Source organism: uncultured Abyssibacter sp., from assembly GCF_964000955.1.
Lineage (GTDB): Bacteria > Pseudomonadota > Gammaproteobacteria > Nevskiales > OUC007 > Abyssibacter.
Window position 1 is genome coordinate 1 of the sequence record NZ_CAXFCL010000185.1, and the last position, 18005, is coordinate 18005.

The following is an 18005-nucleotide window of genomic DNA, read 5'->3' on the forward strand; positions in this document are numbered from 1 at the left end:
CGGGATTCGATCTGCGGGCGGGCACCGTGCACCAGCACCAGCCGCACGCCCAGGCTGCGCAGCAGTGCGATGTCGTAGATCAGCGCGCGGCGATCGTCCCCGCGCAGTGCCTCGCCGGGAATGCACAGCACGAAGGTGCGGCCGTGATGGGCATGCAGATACGGCGCGAATTCGCGCAGTGCCTCGACCAGAGGATGCTGGCTCATGCGGGTGACCCTTCCGTTGCGATGGTGGTCGCCGTGTCGTCCGGCTCCACGCAGAATCGATGAATCAGCGCGGCGAGATGATCGATGGTCGGCTCGACGCGATCCAGCGGCAGGAACTCGTCCGGCTGGTGGGCGCAGTCGATGTCGCCGGGGCCCATGATGATGGTCTCCATGCCCAACGCGCCGAAGTAACCGGCTTCGGTCGCGAAATCCACCGTACCGGCGGCGTGCCCGGTCAACCGCTCGGCCGCCCGGCAGATCGCCGCGCCGGCATCGCAGCCATGCGCCGGCGTGCCGTCGAACAGCGGATGCACGTCCAACCCATAGTCGGTCCCGGCCAGTGCGGTCTCGACGGCACGGTGAATCCGCTCGCGCAGGTCCTCGATGGACATGCCGGGTAGAAAACGCAGGTCGATATGCAGGTCGCAAAGCGCCGGGATGCGGTTCGGCGCGTCGCCGCCGCAGATGTGCCCGATGTTCAGTGTCGGGTGGTGAACCGCGAAGATCGGGTCGTTGAAGCGTTCGCGCAGCTCGCCCTGAAGGCCCCGCAAGCCGTCGATCACTTGAGCCATGCCTTCAATGGCATTGAGCCCCAGCGCCGGATTGCTGGAATGCCCGGCCCGGCCCCTGACCCGGATCGCTTCCATCAGAATGCCCTTGTGGGCGCGGATGGGGCGCATGCCGGTGGGCTCACCGATGACCGCGTGGCGGGCGCGGGGCCGGCCCGACTCCAGCAACATCCGGGCACCCTCCATGCCCGTTTCCTCGTCGGCGGTGCCGATCAGGATCAGCGGCTCCTTCAGCTGATCGGGCTGGAACCGCGCGGCCGCGGTCGTGGCCAGGGCCAGAAACCCCTTCATGTCGGAACTGCCGAGGCCGTAGAGCCGACCGTCGCGCACGGTTCCCGCGAACGGATCGCTGGTCCAGGCGCCCTCGTCGTAGGGCACCGTGTCCAGGTGGCCGGACAGCACCAGCCCGCCGGAACCCCGGCCCAGCGTCGCCATCAGGTTGCACTTGTGCGGCTGGAGCGGCAGCGGCAGCAGCTCGCAGCGAAACCCCAGCGGCTCCAGCCAGGCGGCGAGTTGCTCCGCGACCGCCCGGTTGCTCTGGTCGATGGCGGGTTGCGCGCTGGAAATGCTGGGTAGCGCGATGAGCGACTGCATCATCGCGACGGGATCGGGGAGGCGGTTCACAAAGCGCTTCATGCAGGGGAGACCGCGTTATCATAGCGGGTCTTTCTCTCGGCCTTAGCCATGACGGACATCGATTACGACAGCTTGGAAGACGCGCTATCCGGCCTGGGGATCCACCAGCCGGGCGCGGAATATCACGGCACCCTGGCCGGCATGATCGCGGCCGGGATCGAACCGCCCGTGGATCTCGGCATTGCCGCGGATCTGAGCAATGGCGCTGCCGCTGACGCCGCCCGCACGGTGCTGGAGCAGCTGCGCGGCGATACCGCCAATGATTTCGTCGACGCCGACATGGGGTTCGCCCCGATGCTGCCGGACGACACCGCGTCGCTGTCCGATCGCGTGCAATCGCTGGCGCTCTGGTGCCAGGGATTCCTGTTCGGCGCGGCGTCGCTGCCCGGCTTTTCCATCGACGCGCTGTCCGGCGATGCTCAGGAAGTGGTGCGCGATTTCGGCGAAATCGCCCGCGCCGGCAGCATCGAGGAAAGCGAGTCGGAAGAGACCGCCTATGCCGAGCTGATCGAGTACGTGCGCGTGGGTGCGCAGATGCTGTTCTTCGAATTGCACGAACAGGCCGAGTCGAAGGACCGGCAGGAGTCGATTCACTGATGAGTCCTTTCGATACCCAGAACGTTCCGACCGGCCCGGTGATCGAGCCCGACGAATTCGCCGCGCGTCGGCGCAGGCTGATGGATGCCATCGGCGAGGATGCGGTCGCGATCATCCCGTCGGCCACCGAGCAGACCCGCAACCGCGACGTGCATTACCCGTTCCGCCAGGACAGCGACTTCCGTTACCTGACCGGCTTCAACGAACCCGATGCGCTGGCCGTGCTCGCGCCGGGTCATGCCGACGGCGAATTTCATCTCTTCTGCCGGCCGCGCGATCGCGAGCGGGAAATCTGGGATGGCCTGCGCGCCGGCCCGGAAGGCGTGGTGTCCAACTACGGCGCGGACAAGGGCCACGTGCTGGACGCCATCGACGCCTTGCTGCCCAAGCTGCTGCGCGGACGCTCGAAGATCGTCCACACCCTGGGGTTGTCATCGGCCTGGGATCAGCGCGTGCTGGGCTGGGTCAACAACCTGCGTGCGGCCAGTCGCCGCGGCCCGGCGGCGCCGGAGGCCATCGTCAGCCTGGACGCGACGCTGCACGAACACCGGCTGATCAAGTCGCCGGCGGAGCTGGAGATGATGGCGCATGCCGGCCGGGTGTCGGCCGAGGCGCATTGCCGGGCCATGCGTGTCTGCCAGCCCGGCATGGCGGAATACCAGATCGCCGCCGAGATTCATCACAGCTTCGCGATGTCGCGGATGGACTGCGCCTACGGCTCCATCGTCGGCGGGGGCGCCAACGCCTGCATCCTGCATTACGTCGAGAACTCGGCGATCCTCCGGGACGGCGACCTGCTGCTGATCGACGCCGGCGCCGAGTACGAGGGCTATTGCGCGGACATCACCCGCAGCTTCCCGGTGGGCGGCAAGTTCAGCGGCGAGCAGCGCGCGATCTACGATCTGGTGCTGGAGGCTCAGCTGGCCTCCATCGATGCGGTGCGTGCTGGCAAGCGCCAGCAGGATGACGTGCACATGGCCTCGGTCAAGACGCTGACCCGCGGCCTGGTGGATCTGGGCCTGTTGACCGGCGACGTCGATGCGTTGATCGAGGATGAGGCCTACAAGACCTACTTCATGCACGGGACCGGCCACTGGCTGGGCATGGATGTGCACGACGTTGGCGCCTACTACGACGATGGCAAGTCCCGCCCGCTGGAGCCCGGCATGGTGCTCACGGTGGAGCCGGGCCTTTATGTCGCCGAAGGCACGCCCGGCGCGGCGGAACGCTTCTGGAACATCGGCGTGCGCATCGAGGATGACGTCGTCGTCACCGATGGCGAGCCGCGCATCCTGACCGCCGACGTGCCCAAGCAGGCGGACGAGATCGAAGCCCTGATGGCGGGCTAGTGTCTGACCAATACGATGTGATCATCGCCGGTGGCGGCATGGTCGGCGCCAGTCTGGCGGTGGCGCTGGCCGACCTGCCGCTGAGGATCGCGGTGATCGAGCCACTGCCGCTGGGCAGCGATGATCAGCCCAGTTTCGATGAGCGCACCATCGCGCTCAACGCCGCGTCGCGGGTCATCTTCAATACCTTGGGTGTCTGGTCGGCCATGGCCGACGAGGCCGCCGAGATGCGCTCGATCCACATCTCCGATCAGGGGCGGTTCGGCATCACCCGTATCCGGGCCGCGGATTACGGTCTGTCCGGCCTGGGTGACGTGATCCCGACCCGCACGGTCGGCCGCGCGCTGTTCGAGCGCATCACGCCGGCGGAGCGGATCGACTTCATCTGCCCCGCCCGGGTGGCGTCGCTGGACCTTGATGATCCGGACGCCGCCGCGGTCACCCTGGACGATGGCCGCCGGTTGACTGCGCGGCTGCTGGTTGGCGCCGACGGTGCACGCTCGCAGGTGCGCGCCGCCATGGGCATCGATGCCGAGATGCACGATTACCAAGCCAAGGCGATCGTCAGCAGCGTCGCGGCGTCTCGACCCATCGACGGACAGGCCTTCGAGCGCTTCACCGCCGACGGGCCGATCGCGCTGTTGCCGGGTCCGCATGATCGCTGCGTGCTGGTCTGGACCCGCCCGACCGATGTCGCCGATGCGCTGGTGGAACTGGACGAGGCGGCGTTTCTCGACCAGCTCAACGCCGGATTCGGTCGTCGGCTGGGTCGTCTGCACTCGCTGGGCGGCCGGCAGGCCTATCCGCTTTACCGGGTCATGGCCACGCGCCTGGCCGGCCCGCGCTCGGTGCTGATCGGCAATGCGGCGAACAACCTGCATCCGGTTGCCGGGCAGGGTTTCAATCTGGGGCTGCGTGATGCGGCCACGCTGGCCGAAATCCTCGCCGACGCGCTGGCCGCGGGCGGGGACATCGGCGCGGGCGACGTGCTGTCCGCCTACGCCCGGCGGCGCGAAACCGATCGTCGCGCCGTCGCCGGCATGACCCATGGCCTGATCCAGGTGTTTTCCAACCACACGCCGGGGCTGCGCACCGGGCGCAACCTGGGTCTGCTGACCACCGATTTGCTGCCCGGGCTCAAGCGCCGGATGGCCATCCGTTCCACCGGATTCGCCGGGCAGCCGCCCCGGCTCGCGCGCGGGCTGCCGGTGACGGCGGTGGAACCTGGCGAGCGGATGGTCTCGTGAGCGGCGCCATGGACTGCGATGTGCTTGTGGTTGGCGCCGGCGCGGTGGGCGCCGTGGCCGCGCTGGGACTGCGGCGCCAGGGCTACCGCGTCCGGGTACTGGATGCCGGGCAGCCCATGGAGGCGCCGACCGGTGAGGCCATCGATCCGCGGGTGTTCGCCCTGTCGCCGGCATCCATCGAGTTGCTGGAATCGCTGGATCTCTGGCCGCGGCTGGCGCCGCGCGCGCAAGGTTATGCGGGCATGACGGTCTGGGATGCGGTGTCCGGCTCGGACATCCGCTTCCGCGCGGCCGAATTCGGTCTGGATGGTCTGGGCGCGATCGTCGAAAACGCGGCGCTCGTGTCCGCGGCGCAGGCCGCGCTGGACGACGTGGAGTTCGGCGCTGCGCTGGCTGCGGTGGACGAAACAACCGATGCGGTCACCGTCACGACCGACGACGGTCGGCCGGTCCGTGCCCGCACACTGTTGCTGGCGGACGGCGCGAATTCGCCGGGTCGCCAGGCGCTGGGCATCGCGGTGTCGGGGCGCGGTTACGGCGGCCGGGCCATCGTTTGCCATTTGCGCAGCGAGCGGGGACACGATGTCACCGCCTGGCAGCGGTTCCTGCCGTCCGGGCCGGTGGCGCTGTTGCCGCTGTTCGACGGCCGCGTCTCGCTGGTCTGGTCGGCCGATGACGCGCTGGCCGATCGCCTGCTGGCGCTGGACGATGCCGCCTTCTCCGACGCCGTTACCGAGGCCACCGCCGGCCGGCTGGGGGCGCTGCACACGCCCACCCGTCGTTTTGCGTTTCCGCTCCGGCGCCAGACCGCGGAGCGCTTCACCACCCGCCGCTGCGTGCTGCTGGGAGATGCCGCGCATGTCGTGCATCCGCTGGCCGGGCAGGGCGTCAATCTCGGCTTTGATGACTTGCGCGCGCTGCTCGTGGCCATGCCCGATCCGGATGTCGGACTGCGCGCCGCGGCCCTGCGTCGCTACGAGCGTGCGCGCCGCGCTGACATTGCACAGATGAGTCAGGGTATCGACGGCCTGGACCGACTGTTCTCCACGGCGAACCCGGCGGTCTCCACCGTTCGCGGCTTCGGCTTGCATCTGGCTGATGTGGTCACGCCGCTCAAGCGCCGTTTCGCCGAGGTCGCCTTGGGTGTGAAACCGGGCTTTCCGAGCGCATCCGGTTGAACCGGATTGGCCATCTGGCGACTGCACGGTAAACTCCGCGTTCGATGATGACCCTGCGGGAGAGCGTCACCCTCGTGTGACCGCCGACGACGCAACTCGCCCGGAAACGCTCAGGCCAAAGGACCGCGGGGATTCAGTCGACTCTGGAGAGTGCCGGCATCGACCGGCCACCGAAGGGGCAGGAGCCGCGCAACGCGCTCCAATCTCTCAGGTAACAGGACAGAGGGGCATCGTATCGGCACAACCGTGTCGGGTGCCCGTCTTGAAACCTGGAGCCTGCATGTCCCGCAAGACAGCCTTGTTCGAACAGCATGAAGCCGCCGGTGCGAAGTTTGTCGACTTTGCCGGCTGGGACATGCCCATCCATTACGGCTCGCAGCTTGAAGAGCATCACGCCGTCCGCCAGGACGCCGGCATGTTCGACGTCTCGCACATGACCCCCGTGGATGTGCGCGGCGCGGGTGCGACCGAGTGGCTACGCCACCTGCTGGCCAACGACGTCGCCAAGCTGAAGACGCCCGGCAAGGCGCTCTACTCCTGCATGCTGACCGAGCAGGGCACGGTGATCGACGATCTGATCACCTACCGCATGACGGACGAGTGGTATCGCGTCGTCGTCAACGCCGGCACCACCGAGAAGGACGTGGCCTGGATGCAGCAGCAGGCGCCGGAAGGCATTAGCGTCGAGCCGCGTCACGAGCTTTGCATCCTCGCTGTTCAGGGTCCGCAGGCCGTGGCGAAGGCGGCGCCGCTGCTGGGCGATGCCGGCGCGGCGGCTGCCGCGCTGAAGCCGTTCAACGCGGTCTCCGAAGGCGACTGGTTCATTGGGCGCACCGGTTACACCGGCGAGGACGGCTTCGAGATCATCGGCCTGGCCGACGCGGTGCAGACGCTTTGGGATGGTCTGCTGGCGGCTGGGGTACGGCCTTGCGGCCTGGGCGCGCGCGACACGCTGCGCCTGGAGGCCGGCATGAATCTCTACGGCCAGGACATGGACGAATCCGTGACCCCGCTGGCCTCCGGGCTGGCCTGGACGGTGTCCTTCGACGATGCCGACCGCGACTTCATCGGCCGCGCGGCGCTGGAAGCCCAGCGCGCCGCCGGTGGCCTGCCGCGCTTCGTCGGCGTGCTGCTGGAGGGTCGTGGCGTGCTGCGTGCGCACATGGCTGTCGCCACGCCGCAGGGCGAGGGCGAGCTGACCAGCGGTGGCTTCTCGCCAACCATGGGTCGCAGTATCGGCCTGGCGCGCATTCCCGCGGGCGATGCCGAAACCGTCGACGTGATCATCCGCGGCAAGCCGGTTCCGGCCCGGATCGTGAATCCTCCCTTCGTGCGTCTGGGCAAGATTCGCGTGCCCGGCCTGAACGACTGATTTTTCCTACCTCTACACGACTTATCGTGCATCCGGAGAGCATCTGATGAGCGACATCCCACAAGATCTGAAATACGCCGAGTCCCATGAATGGGTGCGGGAAGAGGGTGGCGGTCTCGTCACCATCGGCATTTCCGACCATGCCCAGGAAGCCCTGGGTGACCTGGTCTATGTCGAAGTGCCGGACGTCGGCGCGACCGTGACCGTGGGCGATGCCTGCGCCGTGGTCGAGTCCGTGAAGGCGGCGTCCGACGTCTACAGCCCGGTCGATGGCGAGGTCGTCGCGGTGAACGAGGCGCTGGCCGATGCCCCCGAACTGATCAACAGCGAGCCTTACGGCGAGGGCTGGATCATGCAGGTGCGGTTGGCCGACGCCAACGCGCTGGACGATCTGCTGGACGCCGAAGGCTACGCCAACGCGATTGCCGACGACTGAGACCTGAGTGCCGATGCGGCCACCAGGCCGTGCGGCGCCTTCGATGAGCCGGCCCGCCCGGGCCGTTGCCTGACCCGGATTTCACCATGCCGTTTATTCCGCATACCGACACCGACGTCGAACAGATGCTGGGCGCCATTGGCGCGTCCAGCGTCGAAGCCCTGTTCGACGAAATTCCCGCCGCGCTGCGCTGCGGCCGTCTCGATCGCGTGCCCGAGCGCATGACCGAGATGGAGATCACGCGCCTGATGCACGAGCGTGCCGACGCCGATGGCCGGCCGCTGAACTTCATCGGCGCGGGTGCCTACGAGCACCATGTGCCGGCGGCGGTGTGGGAGATCGTCACCCGTGGCGAGTTCTACTCGGCCTACACGCCGTACCAGGCGGAGGCGAGCCAGGGCACCTTGCAGGTGATTTACGAGTTCCAGACGATGATGTGCGGGCTCACCGGGCTGGATGTGTCCAACGCTTCGCTCTACGACGGCGCGACCGCGCTGGCCGAGGCGCTGCTGATGGCCGTGCGGGCCAACCGCAAGTCCAAGAGCCATCGCATCCTGATGCCTCGCTCAGTGTCGCCGGTTTACCGGCAGGTCGTGCACGCGATCTGCGCGGCGCAGCAGCTGAAGCTGGTCGAGCTGGACTACGACCCAGCGACCGGTGCCACGCCCGAGGCCGCGCTGGCCGAGCACGCCGGTTCCGATATCGCCGCGGTGGTGATTCCGCATCCGAACTTCTTCGGCTGCTTCGAGGCCGTGGACAGCATGACGGACTGGGCGCATGCCAACGGCGCGCTGGCCGTCGCGGTGGTCAACCCGATCGCGCTGGCGCTGACCCGCGCGCCCGGTGAATGGGGCGAGCAGGGCGTGGACATCTGCTGCGGCGAAGGCCAGCCGCTGGGCTCACCGCTGTCGTCGGGCGGGCCGTACTTCGGTTTCATGACCTGCAAGCAGGCGCTGGTGCGTCAGCTTCCGGGCCGCATCGTCGGCCGTACGCTGGACATGGACGGCAAGCCCGGTTTCGCGCTGACCCTGCAGGCGCGCGAGCAGCACATCCGCCGCGGCAAGGCCACCTCGAACATCTGCACCAACCAGGGTTTGCTGGTCACGGCCGCGACGATCCACATGTCCATTCTCGGTCCGGTCGGATTGCAGCAGGTGGCCCGCGCGTCGATGGCGAACACGCGCAAGCTGGTCGCCGCGCTGACCGAGCTGCCGGGCATCGAACCCGTCTTCACCGGCGCGGGGTTCCACGAGGCCGTGCTGCGGTTCGATCAGCCGGTCCGGCCGCTGGTCGATGCGCTGGGTGAACGCGGAGTCATCGGCGGTTACGCGCTGGAAGGCGTTTATCCGGAGCTGACGAACTGCCTGCTGGTCTGCGCCACCGAGACCAAGACCGACGCCGACATCGACACTTACGTCCAGACGCTGGCCGCGCTGATGCGCCCGGCCAGCGCCGCCTGAGGCTCCCGCCATGACCGAATCGCTGATCTTCGAACACTCCCGTCCCGGGCGCTCGGCCTCCGCGCAGTATCCGGCCGGTGATTTCGACGTGGACCTGCCGGCCGGCCTGGAGAGAACCTCCGAGCTGGGCCTGCCCGAGGTCTCCGAGTTGCAGGCCGTGCGTCACTTCACCCGGCTGTCGCAGCTCAACTTCTCCATCGACACGCATTTCTACCCGCTGGGTTCGTGCACGATGAAGTACAACCCGCGCGCCTGTAACCGGTTGGCGATGCTGCCCGAGTTCCTGTCGCGCCATCCGCTGGCGCCGGTGTCGGCCAGCCAGGGTTTTCTCGCCTGCATGTACGACCTGCAGGAAATCCTCAAGGACGTGACCGGGATGAAGGGCGTGTCGCTGACGCCGATGGCGGGCGCGCAGGGCGAGTTCGCCGGTGTGGCGATGATCCGTGCCTACCACGATGCTCGCGGCGATACCGGGCGCACCGAGATTCTCGTGCCCGACGCCGCCCACGGCACCAACCCGGCGACCGCGACCATGTGTGGTTACGTGGCCCGCGAGATTCCCACCGATGACAACGGCGATGTCGATGTCGAGGCACTGAAGGCCGCGCTGGGCCCGCAGACCGCCGGCATCATGCTCACCAATCCGTCCACGCTGGGCGTGTTCGAGCGTCGCATCTCCGAGATTTCGAAGCTGGTCCATGAGGCCGGCGGCCTGCTGTACTACGACGGCGCCAACCTCAACGCCATTCTCGGCAAGGTGCGCCCGGGTGACATGGGTTTCGATGTCATCCACATGAATCTGCACAAGACCTTCTCGACGCCGCATGGCGGGGGCGGGCCCGGCTCCGGCGCGGTCGGCGTGTCCGAGCGCCTGCTGCCCTATATGCCGATTCCGGTGGTGGGCAAGGCGAACGACGACAGCTTCCGCTGGCTGGACGAGGACGATCTGCCACAGTCCATCGGTCGGCTGTCCGGCTTCATGGGCAATGCCGGCGTGCTGCTGCGCGCCTATGTCTACGCCCGGATGCTCGGCCGCGACGGCATGCACCGCGTGGCCGAATTCGCGGCGTTGAACGCCAACTACCTGATGGCGCGCCTGGAGCAGGCGGGTTTCGACCTGGCCTTCCCGGGGCGACGTGCCAGCCACGAGTTCATCGTCACCCTCAAGCGCCAGCACAAGTCGGTGGGCGTGACCGCCACCGATGTCGCCAAGCGCCTGCTGGACCACGGCTTCCATGCGCCAACGGTCTACTTCCCGCTGCTGGTCCCCGAGTGTCTGCTCATCGAGCCGACCGAGACCGAAAGCAAGGAGGCCCTGGATGCCTTCGTCGACGCGATGATCGCCATTGCGAAGGAAGCCGAGGACGACATCGAGCATTTGCGCGGCGCGCCGTACACCATGCCGGTGCGCAGGCTGGATGACGTGCGCGCGGCCCGTCAGCTTGACGTGCGCTACCAGCCGGACGACCAAGCCGCCTAGTACAGGACGGCGCCTTCGTGGCGCCGCGGCTGCCGATCGCGGAGCGGGATTTCGCGGGTCCGGGGGTGGTGGCGTCACGCGAACCTAGAACACGAACGCAAGGAGCGAATCACGTGACAGCCATCATCTGCGGCTCTCTGGCCTACGACAACATCATGGTCTTCCCCGGACGGTTCAGCGAGGAGATCCTGCCGGAGCGGGTGCATGCGCTGAACGTCGCCTTTCTGGTTCCGGAAATGCGCAAGCAGTTCGGGGGCTGCGCCGCCAACATCGTCTACGCGCTGCAGCAGCTCGGCGGCGACGGCAAGCCGATGGGTACGGTTGGTGACGATTTCGCGCCGTACACCACGCGCCTGACGTCACTGGGCATCAACCAGACCTACGTCAAGCACATTCCGGAGTCGTTCACGGCCCAGGCGTTCATCACCACCGATCTGGACGACAACCAGATCACCGCGTTCCACCCCGGCGCGATGAACTTTGCCCACGAGCAGGTCATCCCCGGTGAGGCAACGCTGGGCATCGTCGCGCCCGATGGTCGTGACGGCATGATCCAGCATGCCGCGCAATTCGCCGAGGCCGGCGTACCGTTCATCTTCGATCCGGGTCAGGGCCTGCCGATGTTCGACGGTGATGACCTCAAGCGCTTCATCGAGCAGGCGACCTATGTGGCGGTCAACGACTACGAGCAGGCGGTGATGACCGAGCGCACGGGCTGGCAGCCGGCCGAGATCGCCGAGCATGTCGAGGCGCTGATCGTCACCCGTGGCGCCAAGGGCTCGGAAATCTACACCGGCGGCCAGATGCTGCACATTCCCAGTGCCAAGGCCGATGCCGTGGTCGATCCGACCGGTTGTGGCGACGCCTATCGGGGCGGCCTGCTCTACGGATTGCAGAAGGGCTACGACTGGCCGGTGATCGGGCGCATCGCTTCGCTGATGGGTGCGATCAAGATCGCCCAGAACGGCCCGCAGAACTACAGCATTGACCTGGCCGACTTCGCCGCCCGCTACGAGCAGAACTTCGATCAGCCCTTCCCGGGCTGACGCAAGCACAGCAGCCGGGGACACCAGGCCCGGACCAGTTCCATGGGATCGGGGCAGCGCTGAAGCCAGGCGTCTGCCTCGGTCGCGAGGCAGACACCCGGAAAATCACCTCGGTGATCGCTGATGTCGGCGATGACCTGAAAGTGCAGATGCGGCGGCCAGCCGACGTTCTCGGCGGGTTCGCCCAGCCAGCCGATTCGCTGGCCGGCTTCGACAAGACGGCCGGGTTGCGTCAGGTCCAGTGATGGCCTCGCAAGGTGTCCGTACAGCGTGTGCAGCGTGGCGTCGCCGACCGTGTGGGTCAGGATGATCGTCGGGCCATAGTCACCAAATCGGGCGTTGTCGCCGGTGCTGTGGACCGTGCCGTCGGCAACCGCGTAAACCTCGGTGCCGGCCGGCAGCCAGAAGTCGATCCCGAGATGCACGGAACGTGTATTCGCGCCGTCGGAAAACACCGGGCTCATGGCGTAGATCGCGCGGTCCTCGGCATAGCCGCCCAGTGCCCAGTCGCAACCGGCGTCCCGGGCCTGCATGTCGATCCATCGTCCGAACGCCGCCGCGTCATCCACGGCGACATCTTGTAGTGACCGGTTCGCGTCGGACAGATCCAGCTGCAGCACGGGCCGCGCCATCAGTGTCGCCGGCAACGGTGATGTCCAGTCCAGCGATTGTCTGTCGAGTCGGAGCTGCCTGTGTGTCATGGAGTGACTCCGAAGGGAGCATCAGGCCGCAGCCCGTAATGATAGTGTGGCTGGTGGGTGCATTGCCTTTGACTGCGCCTCAGTTGAACACCGTCAGCAGTATGTACGGGACGCCACAGAACAATATCGGTATCGCCAAGACCGCACAGGTCGGGCAGCGAGCTGCCTGCCGTCCCAGCCAGATGCCGGCTGTCGCCGGGGCGAAGGCCCAGCGTCCGGTCGTGGAGGTGGCGAGCATCAGCAGTGCGATCAGGGCGCCCAGCCCGTTGAACATGGCGTGCACGATGGCCACTCGCGCAGCAAGTTCGGCATCCAGCCCGCTGAACGCGAGTGCGCCGAGCAGCGCGCTGAGCGTCGTGCCCAGATTCGCGCCGATGATGAACGCATAGGCGCGTCTGGCATCGGTCACACCGCCGGCGGCGCCCATCACCAGCAGGCTGGTCACGGCGGAGGAGGAACGCAGCGCTGCGGTGATCAGCGCTCCGTGCAACATGCCGCGCGGCGCGGATCGTCCCAGTACGGATGCCAGCGTGGTATCGGCGCGTCCGACGAAGGCCTGCTTCAGCAGATGGGTTGCGTAGGCCAGTCCGAGTATCAGGCAGGCACCTCCGGTCAGGGCCTGGAACACGCCGACCAGACCCGGGGGCAACCCCATGCTCGCGAAGCCGGCCCTGGTCAGGTGGCTGAGCGTGCGGGTCGCGACGCCCAGCACATCCAGGGTTGCGGGTTGCCAGCCGAAACCGGAAAACGCCGGGGCAAGATAGCCTGCCGTGCGGTTCAGCAGTCCCGTGGTCCATTCCAGCGGAATCAGGACCGCAGCCAACCCCAGATTGAACAGGCTGTGTGTGCTGGAGACCGCGAAGGCGGGCGCCAGTCGGGTGCGATTGATGCAGAAGGTCAGCGCCACGACATGGCCGGTCACGGTCGTGCCGATGTTGGCGCCGATGACAGCCGCGATCGCAACATCCATGGGCAGGCCTGTCGCCACCAGTGTGACGACCGTGGTCGTGACCACGGTGGATGACTGGATCAGCGCCGTGGCGACAATCCCGATTAGCAGTCCGACCACCGGGCTGGCGGCGCCATCCAGCGCCGCGAATGCACTGTCACCCGCGCTGGCCGCGAAACCTGCGCGCAGCAGGCGTTCGCCGATGAGGACGAGCAGCACACCTAGCGCAACATGTGCCCACAGCCTGCGGCGCCCGACGTCGTGGCCGTTCATGGTGAAGGCGCCTGATCGAGATGGTAGGCCGCGCGGTCGAATGCCGCGGCTAGATCGGGGTCACGAAAACCCACGCGGTAGCGCACGGGCTCGAAGGCATGCGTGGCGACCAGCTGGGGGGCGACGCCCATGCGCCGTGCCGCCTCGTCAGCGTAGTAGCGCAGGATCCGTTCGTCGCCAATCACGGCATCCACGCGACCGAGCACCAGTAGCATCGCCTGCTCCGATTGTTCCCGCAGTTCGCGGTAGTGCGGATTGGCTGCTGCCATGCTCTCGAATGCTTCGCCCAGAAGCTGCGACGCACCCTGAAATGCGATTACACGGAGCGCTTTCAGCGACTCCACGTTGTTCGGTGCCGGACCGTTCTCCCGAGTCAGTATCACGTTCTGATAGGTGAGCCGGGTTTCCGACACGGCAGGGATATCGGTCGCATCCGGAGGGACCAGAGCGGCAACGTCCACGGTGCCCAGATTCAGGGCATCGCTGAGCTGTGAAAAGGGCACGAAGACCGGCTGGATGTCCCGTCCCTGCAATCGGAGCAGCGTCTGAATTCGATCGAAATGCAGGCCAGCCTGCCGTTGTTCGTGGAAATACGGCGGCAGCGGCGGCATGGCGACGCGGATGGTCGCGTCCGTACGCTCGCATCCGGCGATCAGGATCGCCGCGCACAACAGCCAGCCGATGTGCTTCATGAAAACATGGCCAGCGTGCAGCAAAGCGCCGTCAGCGTCGTCACCGGCCAGTAAAGGGTCCGTGCGATGAAGTTGTCCTGGTGCCGCAGCCAGCGCCATTGCACGGTTTCCAGCGCGTGGGCGATGGACAGGATGACGACAATCAGGATCTGCCCATAGAGCAACAGGTAGTACATCTCCAGATAGATCAGCCCCTCGTAGGTTGAACTTTGACGGAGTCCGACGTGCAGGAACACGACCACGATGAGCAGTGGCAGCAGCGCGCGGATGATGTCGAACTGTTTGGAGCCGACAAACGAGACGGTCAGGATCAGGAATGCGATCACGGCGGTGACGATCACCGGTGTGACGGTTGCCATGAAGGGGCCAAACGAGCGACGCGACTGGGCGACTTCGAACGCCAGTTCGTGCACGCGGCCGGATTCCGCATCACGGGACACGCCGAACGATGTCTGGGTGACCATGCTGCGATGGACGAACCGGCTTTCGATCAGATGCCACTCGGCGACTTGCAGCGCGTTGTCGATGCCAGGCAATGCGCGGGGGCGGATGCTGGCGTAGGCGTCCAGATCGGGGATCAGGACGACATCCTGCGATGGGTCGGACGGTGCCATGCGAAGCCGCAGCACCGTGGAATCGAAGGGATAGTGCCGCAGGTCCGCGGTGTAGGGCAGCAGTACGCGGAAATGCCATCCGGTGACCTGACCGTCCGCCTCCTCACGTTGAAACGCCCGACGCCATGTCTGCTCCTTGGCCTGCACGAACCGAACCGGCGAGATCTCCGGCGCGGAGATGCTCAATCGCTGCCAGAGCGTTCCGGAGATGACCAGTTCCCTGTCGTTCTGTACCTGAATCGTGTTGATGAGCAGGCCTGTGGGCTGAAACAGCGGCGGGTTCTCACCCCGGGTCCGTCGATGCCCGTCGATCTCGGCAACCAGGTTCCGGACGGCGGTGCCGTCGGCGAGAACCGTGCTGCCGTCGGTGAGGTGATGGTCGTTGTCGGTCGGCGTGCTGACGACGATCGCTGTTGCGGCGACATAAAGACAGGACAGCCCGATGGCCGAACTCCAAACGGGAACGGGCCGGAAACCGGCAGCAAACAAGGCCAGGATGCAGGCGGCCGTCGCAGCCAGCAGAGCGGCAGGCAGGATTTGCCGCAGCGCACGGGATGACGTCGTATTGCTCGCTCGCAGGGCATCCGGCTGTTGCAAGGCTGCCAGCGTCCACTGTGTATGGGGGACTTGCTGGGTGTACAGCCACGCCGCTTCACCGGTGACCGGATGCGTGTAACTCCGGGGTCCATGCCTGCCGTTGATGGCGTCACTGACGACATGCCACAGGATCGGATCCGACGTGGCTTCCGCCACATCGAACAGATTGCTCAGCGAGCCCTCGAGGTCCCGGTCCGGGTGAATCAGGATGTCGCCGGAATCGTTGAATAGGAACGCATAGCCTCCGCGACCGAGCTGGATGCTCTCCATCGTGGCGCGGATGTCCCGCACGGAGAAACCGGCTGAGACGACACCAATTGGCACATCGTCGGTGCCGGTTATCGGCGTGCCGTAGTCGGCCACCATTTCACCCGATGCCTGCTGGACGAATGAACCGCCGAAGCGACGCCCGTGCGTCAGAGGCGCGTAGTACCAGTGATTGTCGGGGTCCAGATGGGCTGAATCGGGTCGCCGGACCGTGTGGATGGTGTCTCCGTCGCGCCAGGCGAGGAACTTCGCACCCGCCGCGTCGGGTCCTGTGCCGGGTTCGAATGCAACGATCAGCGTTGTCAGTCCGGCGGCATCCGCCAGCGCCTGGTGCATCAGGCTCAGCAACTCCGGCGTCTCGGGGCTGGTCAGACGGATGTTGTTCGCCAGCCGGTCCGCCGAGCGGACACCCTCGCCCAGGTAGGCTCCGATCTGCCGGCTGGCCCGGTCGTGATTGCTGGCCGCGGTTTTCTGACCCTGTGTCAGCAGCGATCGTGTCTCGTACAGAAACACCGCGCCGCGGGCAATACAGGCCGTGCCGAGGATCAGCAGCGCTGCCCAGCACAAGTAGCGCAGCATCCATCTCGCCGATCGTGGACGTATCACTGCGTCGTCACTGAGGGTCCGGTGGCTGACGATGGGCGTGTTCACCATGCGACACGTCGAAGGCGAACCCTGATCGTAGTTTGTCGCTTGTTAACGCAGCGTTTAGGGCGGGCCTGTGATGATCGCGTCATCGGGAAAACAGACGATCGCTGGAGAGTACTTGATGATCAGGCTGACGAGTTTGGTTGCAACCGGGATTTGCCTGGCGTTGGTTTCGGGGCAAAGTCCGGCTGAGGACGAGATTGTCGACCTGACGCATGCCTACGATGAGCAGACGATCTACTGGCCGACGGCCAGCGGTTTCGAACTGCATATCGATTCGCGAGGCATGTCGGACGCCGGGTTCTACTACGAAGCGAATAGCTTCGAGACGGCCGAACACGGCGGCACGCACCTGGATGCTCCGGTGCATTTCGCCAAAGGACGTGATAGCACCGACGAGATTCCCTTGCACAGACTGGTCGGCGATGGCGTGGTCATCGATGTTTCAGAGCAGGCCGAAGCAGATCGGGACTACGAGGTGACCATTGCTGACCTGAAGGCCTGGGAGCGTGCTCAGGGCGCAAGCCTGAACGGCAAGATCGTCCTGTTGCGTACGGGGTTTGCCAGATTCTGGCCCGATCGTGAGCGCTATATGGGTACTGCGGAGCGCGGCGCCAAGGCCGTTGCCAAGCTTCACTTTCCCGGGTTGAGCCCCGCTGCCGCGCAGTGGCTGGTGGATGAGCGCGAGATCAAATCTATCGGTCTGGATACTCCAAGCATCGATTTCGGGCAGTCGGTGCAATTTCAGACGCACAGGACTCTTTTTGAGGCGAATATTCCTGCGTTCGAAAATCTCGCGAACCTGGATGTTCTGCCCGCGTCCGGATTTCAGGTCATTGCGTTGCCGATGAAGATCGCTGGAGGTAGTGGTGGGCCGCTGCGCGCGATTGCGGTGATCCCGCGGTAGCGAACGATCGCACGAACAGGTGGCTATCAAGCACATGCCTATGGCTGTGGTGACCTGACGGTTCTCGCGTTTCGGAACCAATAGCGGCGCCAGGCCATCCAATCGGTTGCGGCGGAACGGATTGACCCGGTCGGTAACGGACGGGGCCATCCGCGGGAGGGTTCAAGTCGGAGGACGACCATGAACAGACTCACGCTGACATTCATCCTGGCTGCCATGACGGGCAGCGCATCTGCCCTGACCGTATCGGGCGTCGACGTGCCCGAGTCGGCCGATGTGGCGGGTGATGAACTGGTGCTGAACGGCGCCGGACTGCGCACCAAGTATGTCCTGGCCAATGTCTATGTCGCCGGCCTTTACCTGCCCGAGAAATCGACTGACGCCGACGCGATCATCAACTCCGACGAGCCGCGCCGCATCAGCCTGTTCATGAAGCGCGACCTGGACGGCGAGACGTTCATGAAGGCCTTCCACGAAGGCCTGGAGAACAACCTCGACGACAGCGAGCTTCAGGCGCTCGCGCCCCAAATCGAGAAGCTGGACGAGCTGTTCGGCGAGGTCGGCTCGCTGGGCGAGGGGGATCAGCTCGATCTGAGCTTCGCCGACGGTGGGACCGAGGTCACGCTGGATGGCCGGTCGCTGGATTCGGTGGACGGCGAGGCCATGCAGTCTGCGCTGATTCGCATCTGGCTGGGCGATGAGCCGGCGCAGGACGATCTGAAGGCGGCGATGCTCGGTCAGTAGGCGCTTCGGCGTCACCGCCGGAACGCTGGGATGTCCC

General features: G+C 66.2%; 16 protein-coding genes, 1 pseudogene and 1 riboswitch. Of the genes and pseudogenes, 11 read left to right on the top strand and 6 right to left on the bottom strand.

Annotated features, from left to right (window positions below; translation table 11 throughout):
• Together ABNS06_RS08875 and argE are read right to left on the bottom strand one after the other, a co-directional pair.
• A pseudogene (locus ABNS06_RS08875) lies at positions 1 to 206 on the bottom strand (amino-acid N-acetyltransferase); the annotation flags it as partial.
• Positions 203 to 1411 (bottom strand): acetylornithine deacetylase, encoded by a 1209-nt coding sequence (argE, locus tag ABNS06_RS08880; protein ID WP_348673998.1) that lies wholly within the window; start codon positions 1409 to 1411, stop codon positions 203 to 205. The gene argE and the pseudogene ABNS06_RS08875, both read right to left, overlap by 4 nt.
• Before the next feature lie 48 nt (positions 1412 to 1459).
• Here argE and ABNS06_RS08885 point away from each other — a divergent pair, with 48 nt between their 5' ends.
• The 9 genes from ABNS06_RS08885 to ABNS06_RS08925 all read left to right on the top strand — a co-directional run bounded on the left by ABNS06_RS08885 (position 1460) and on the right by ABNS06_RS08925 (position 11576).
• Entirely contained in the window at positions 1460 to 2008 is a 549-nt protein-coding gene (locus ABNS06_RS08885) for a UPF0149 family protein (protein WP_348673999.1), read from the top strand.
• Positions 2008 to 3357 (top strand): aminopeptidase P N-terminal domain-containing protein, encoded by a 1350-nt coding sequence (locus ABNS06_RS08890; RefSeq protein ID WP_348674001.1) that lies wholly within the window; start codon positions 2008 to 2010, stop codon positions 3355 to 3357. Before ABNS06_RS08885 ends, ABNS06_RS08890 begins: the two co-directional genes overlap by 1 nt.
• Positions 3357 to 4604, top strand: a complete 1248-nt coding sequence (gene ubiH, locus ABNS06_RS08895; protein ID WP_348674002.1) for a 2-octaprenyl-6-methoxyphenyl hydroxylase — start codon at positions 3357 to 3359, stop codon at positions 4602 to 4604. The genes ABNS06_RS08890 and ubiH overlap by 1 nt, the downstream gene beginning before the upstream one ends.
• On the top strand, positions 4601 to 5782 hold the full coding sequence (locus ABNS06_RS08900; RefSeq protein ID WP_348674004.1) for an FAD-dependent monooxygenase: 1182 nt from the start codon (positions 4601 to 4603) through the stop codon (positions 5780 to 5782). Before ubiH ends, ABNS06_RS08900 begins: the two co-directional genes overlap by 4 nt.
• Before the next feature lie 133 nt (positions 5783 to 5915).
• Positions 5916 to 6015, top strand: a riboswitch (glycine riboswitch).
• A 47-nt stretch (positions 6016 to 6062) separates the two neighbouring features.
• Entirely contained in the window at positions 6063 to 7154 is a 1092-nt protein-coding gene (gene gcvT / locus ABNS06_RS08905) for a glycine cleavage system aminomethyltransferase GcvT (protein ID WP_348674006.1), read from the top strand.
• A gap of 46 nt (positions 7155 to 7200) precedes the next feature.
• The gene (gene gcvH, locus ABNS06_RS08910; protein WP_348674007.1) at positions 7201 to 7590 is read left to right on the top strand and encodes a glycine cleavage system protein GcvH; all 390 of its coding nucleotides are present in this window, start codon (positions 7201 to 7203) and stop codon (positions 7588 to 7590) included.
• 86 nt (positions 7591 to 7676) lie between these two features.
• Entirely contained in the window at positions 7677 to 9050 is a 1374-nt protein-coding gene (gene gcvPA, locus ABNS06_RS08915; RefSeq protein ID WP_348674008.1) for an aminomethyl-transferring glycine dehydrogenase subunit GcvPA, read from the top strand.
• Positions 9051 to 9060: 10 nt separating this feature from the next.
• The gene (gcvPB, locus tag ABNS06_RS08920; RefSeq protein ID WP_348674010.1) at positions 9061 to 10530 is read left to right on the top strand and encodes an aminomethyl-transferring glycine dehydrogenase subunit GcvPB; all 1470 of its coding nucleotides are present in this window, start codon (positions 9061 to 9063) and stop codon (positions 10528 to 10530) included.
• A gap of 113 nt (positions 10531 to 10643) precedes the next feature.
• Positions 10644 to 11576 (top strand): carbohydrate kinase family protein, encoded by a 933-nt coding sequence (locus ABNS06_RS08925; protein WP_348674011.1) that lies wholly within the window; start codon positions 10644 to 10646, stop codon positions 11574 to 11576.
• Here ABNS06_RS08925 and ABNS06_RS08930 read toward each other — a convergent pair.
• The 4 genes from ABNS06_RS08930 to ABNS06_RS08945 all read right to left on the bottom strand — a co-directional run bounded on the left by ABNS06_RS08930 (position 11558) and on the right by ABNS06_RS08945 (position 16248).
• Entirely contained in the window at positions 11558 to 12277 is a 720-nt protein-coding gene (locus tag ABNS06_RS08930; RefSeq protein ID WP_348674012.1) for a peptidoglycan DD-metalloendopeptidase family protein, read from the bottom strand. The two genes, ABNS06_RS08925 and ABNS06_RS08930, sit on opposite strands and share 19 nt — an antisense overlap.
• 79 nt (positions 12278 to 12356) lie before the next feature.
• On the bottom strand, positions 12357 to 13499 hold the full coding sequence (locus tag ABNS06_RS08935) for a hypothetical protein (RefSeq protein WP_348674014.1): 1143 nt from the start codon (positions 13497 to 13499) through the stop codon (positions 12357 to 12359).
• Positions 13496 to 14191: a transporter substrate-binding domain-containing protein gene (locus ABNS06_RS08940; protein ID WP_348674015.1), complete on the bottom strand. Its 696-nt coding sequence runs from the start codon at positions 14189 to 14191 to the stop codon at positions 13496 to 13498. The genes ABNS06_RS08935 and ABNS06_RS08940 overlap by 4 nt, the downstream gene beginning before the upstream one ends.
• Positions 14188 to 16248 (bottom strand): cache domain-containing protein, encoded by a 2061-nt coding sequence (locus ABNS06_RS08945; RefSeq protein WP_348674017.1) that lies wholly within the window; start codon positions 16246 to 16248, stop codon positions 14188 to 14190. Before ABNS06_RS08945 ends, ABNS06_RS08940 begins: the two co-directional genes overlap by 4 nt.
• A gap of 190 nt (positions 16249 to 16438) precedes the next feature.
• Here ABNS06_RS08945 and ABNS06_RS08950 point away from each other — a divergent pair, with 190 nt between their 5' ends.
• Both ABNS06_RS08950 and ABNS06_RS08955 read left to right on the top strand, forming a co-directional pair.
• Complete coding sequence (locus ABNS06_RS08950; RefSeq protein ID WP_348674018.1) at positions 16439 to 17224, top strand: cyclase family protein; 786 nt, start codon at positions 16439 to 16441, stop codon at positions 17222 to 17224.
• 180 nt (positions 17225 to 17404) lie between these two features.
• Positions 17405 to 17968: a chalcone isomerase family protein gene (locus ABNS06_RS08955; protein ID WP_348674020.1), complete on the top strand. Its 564-nt coding sequence runs from the start codon at positions 17405 to 17407 to the stop codon at positions 17966 to 17968.
• Positions 17969 to 18005: the final 37 nt, after the last annotated feature.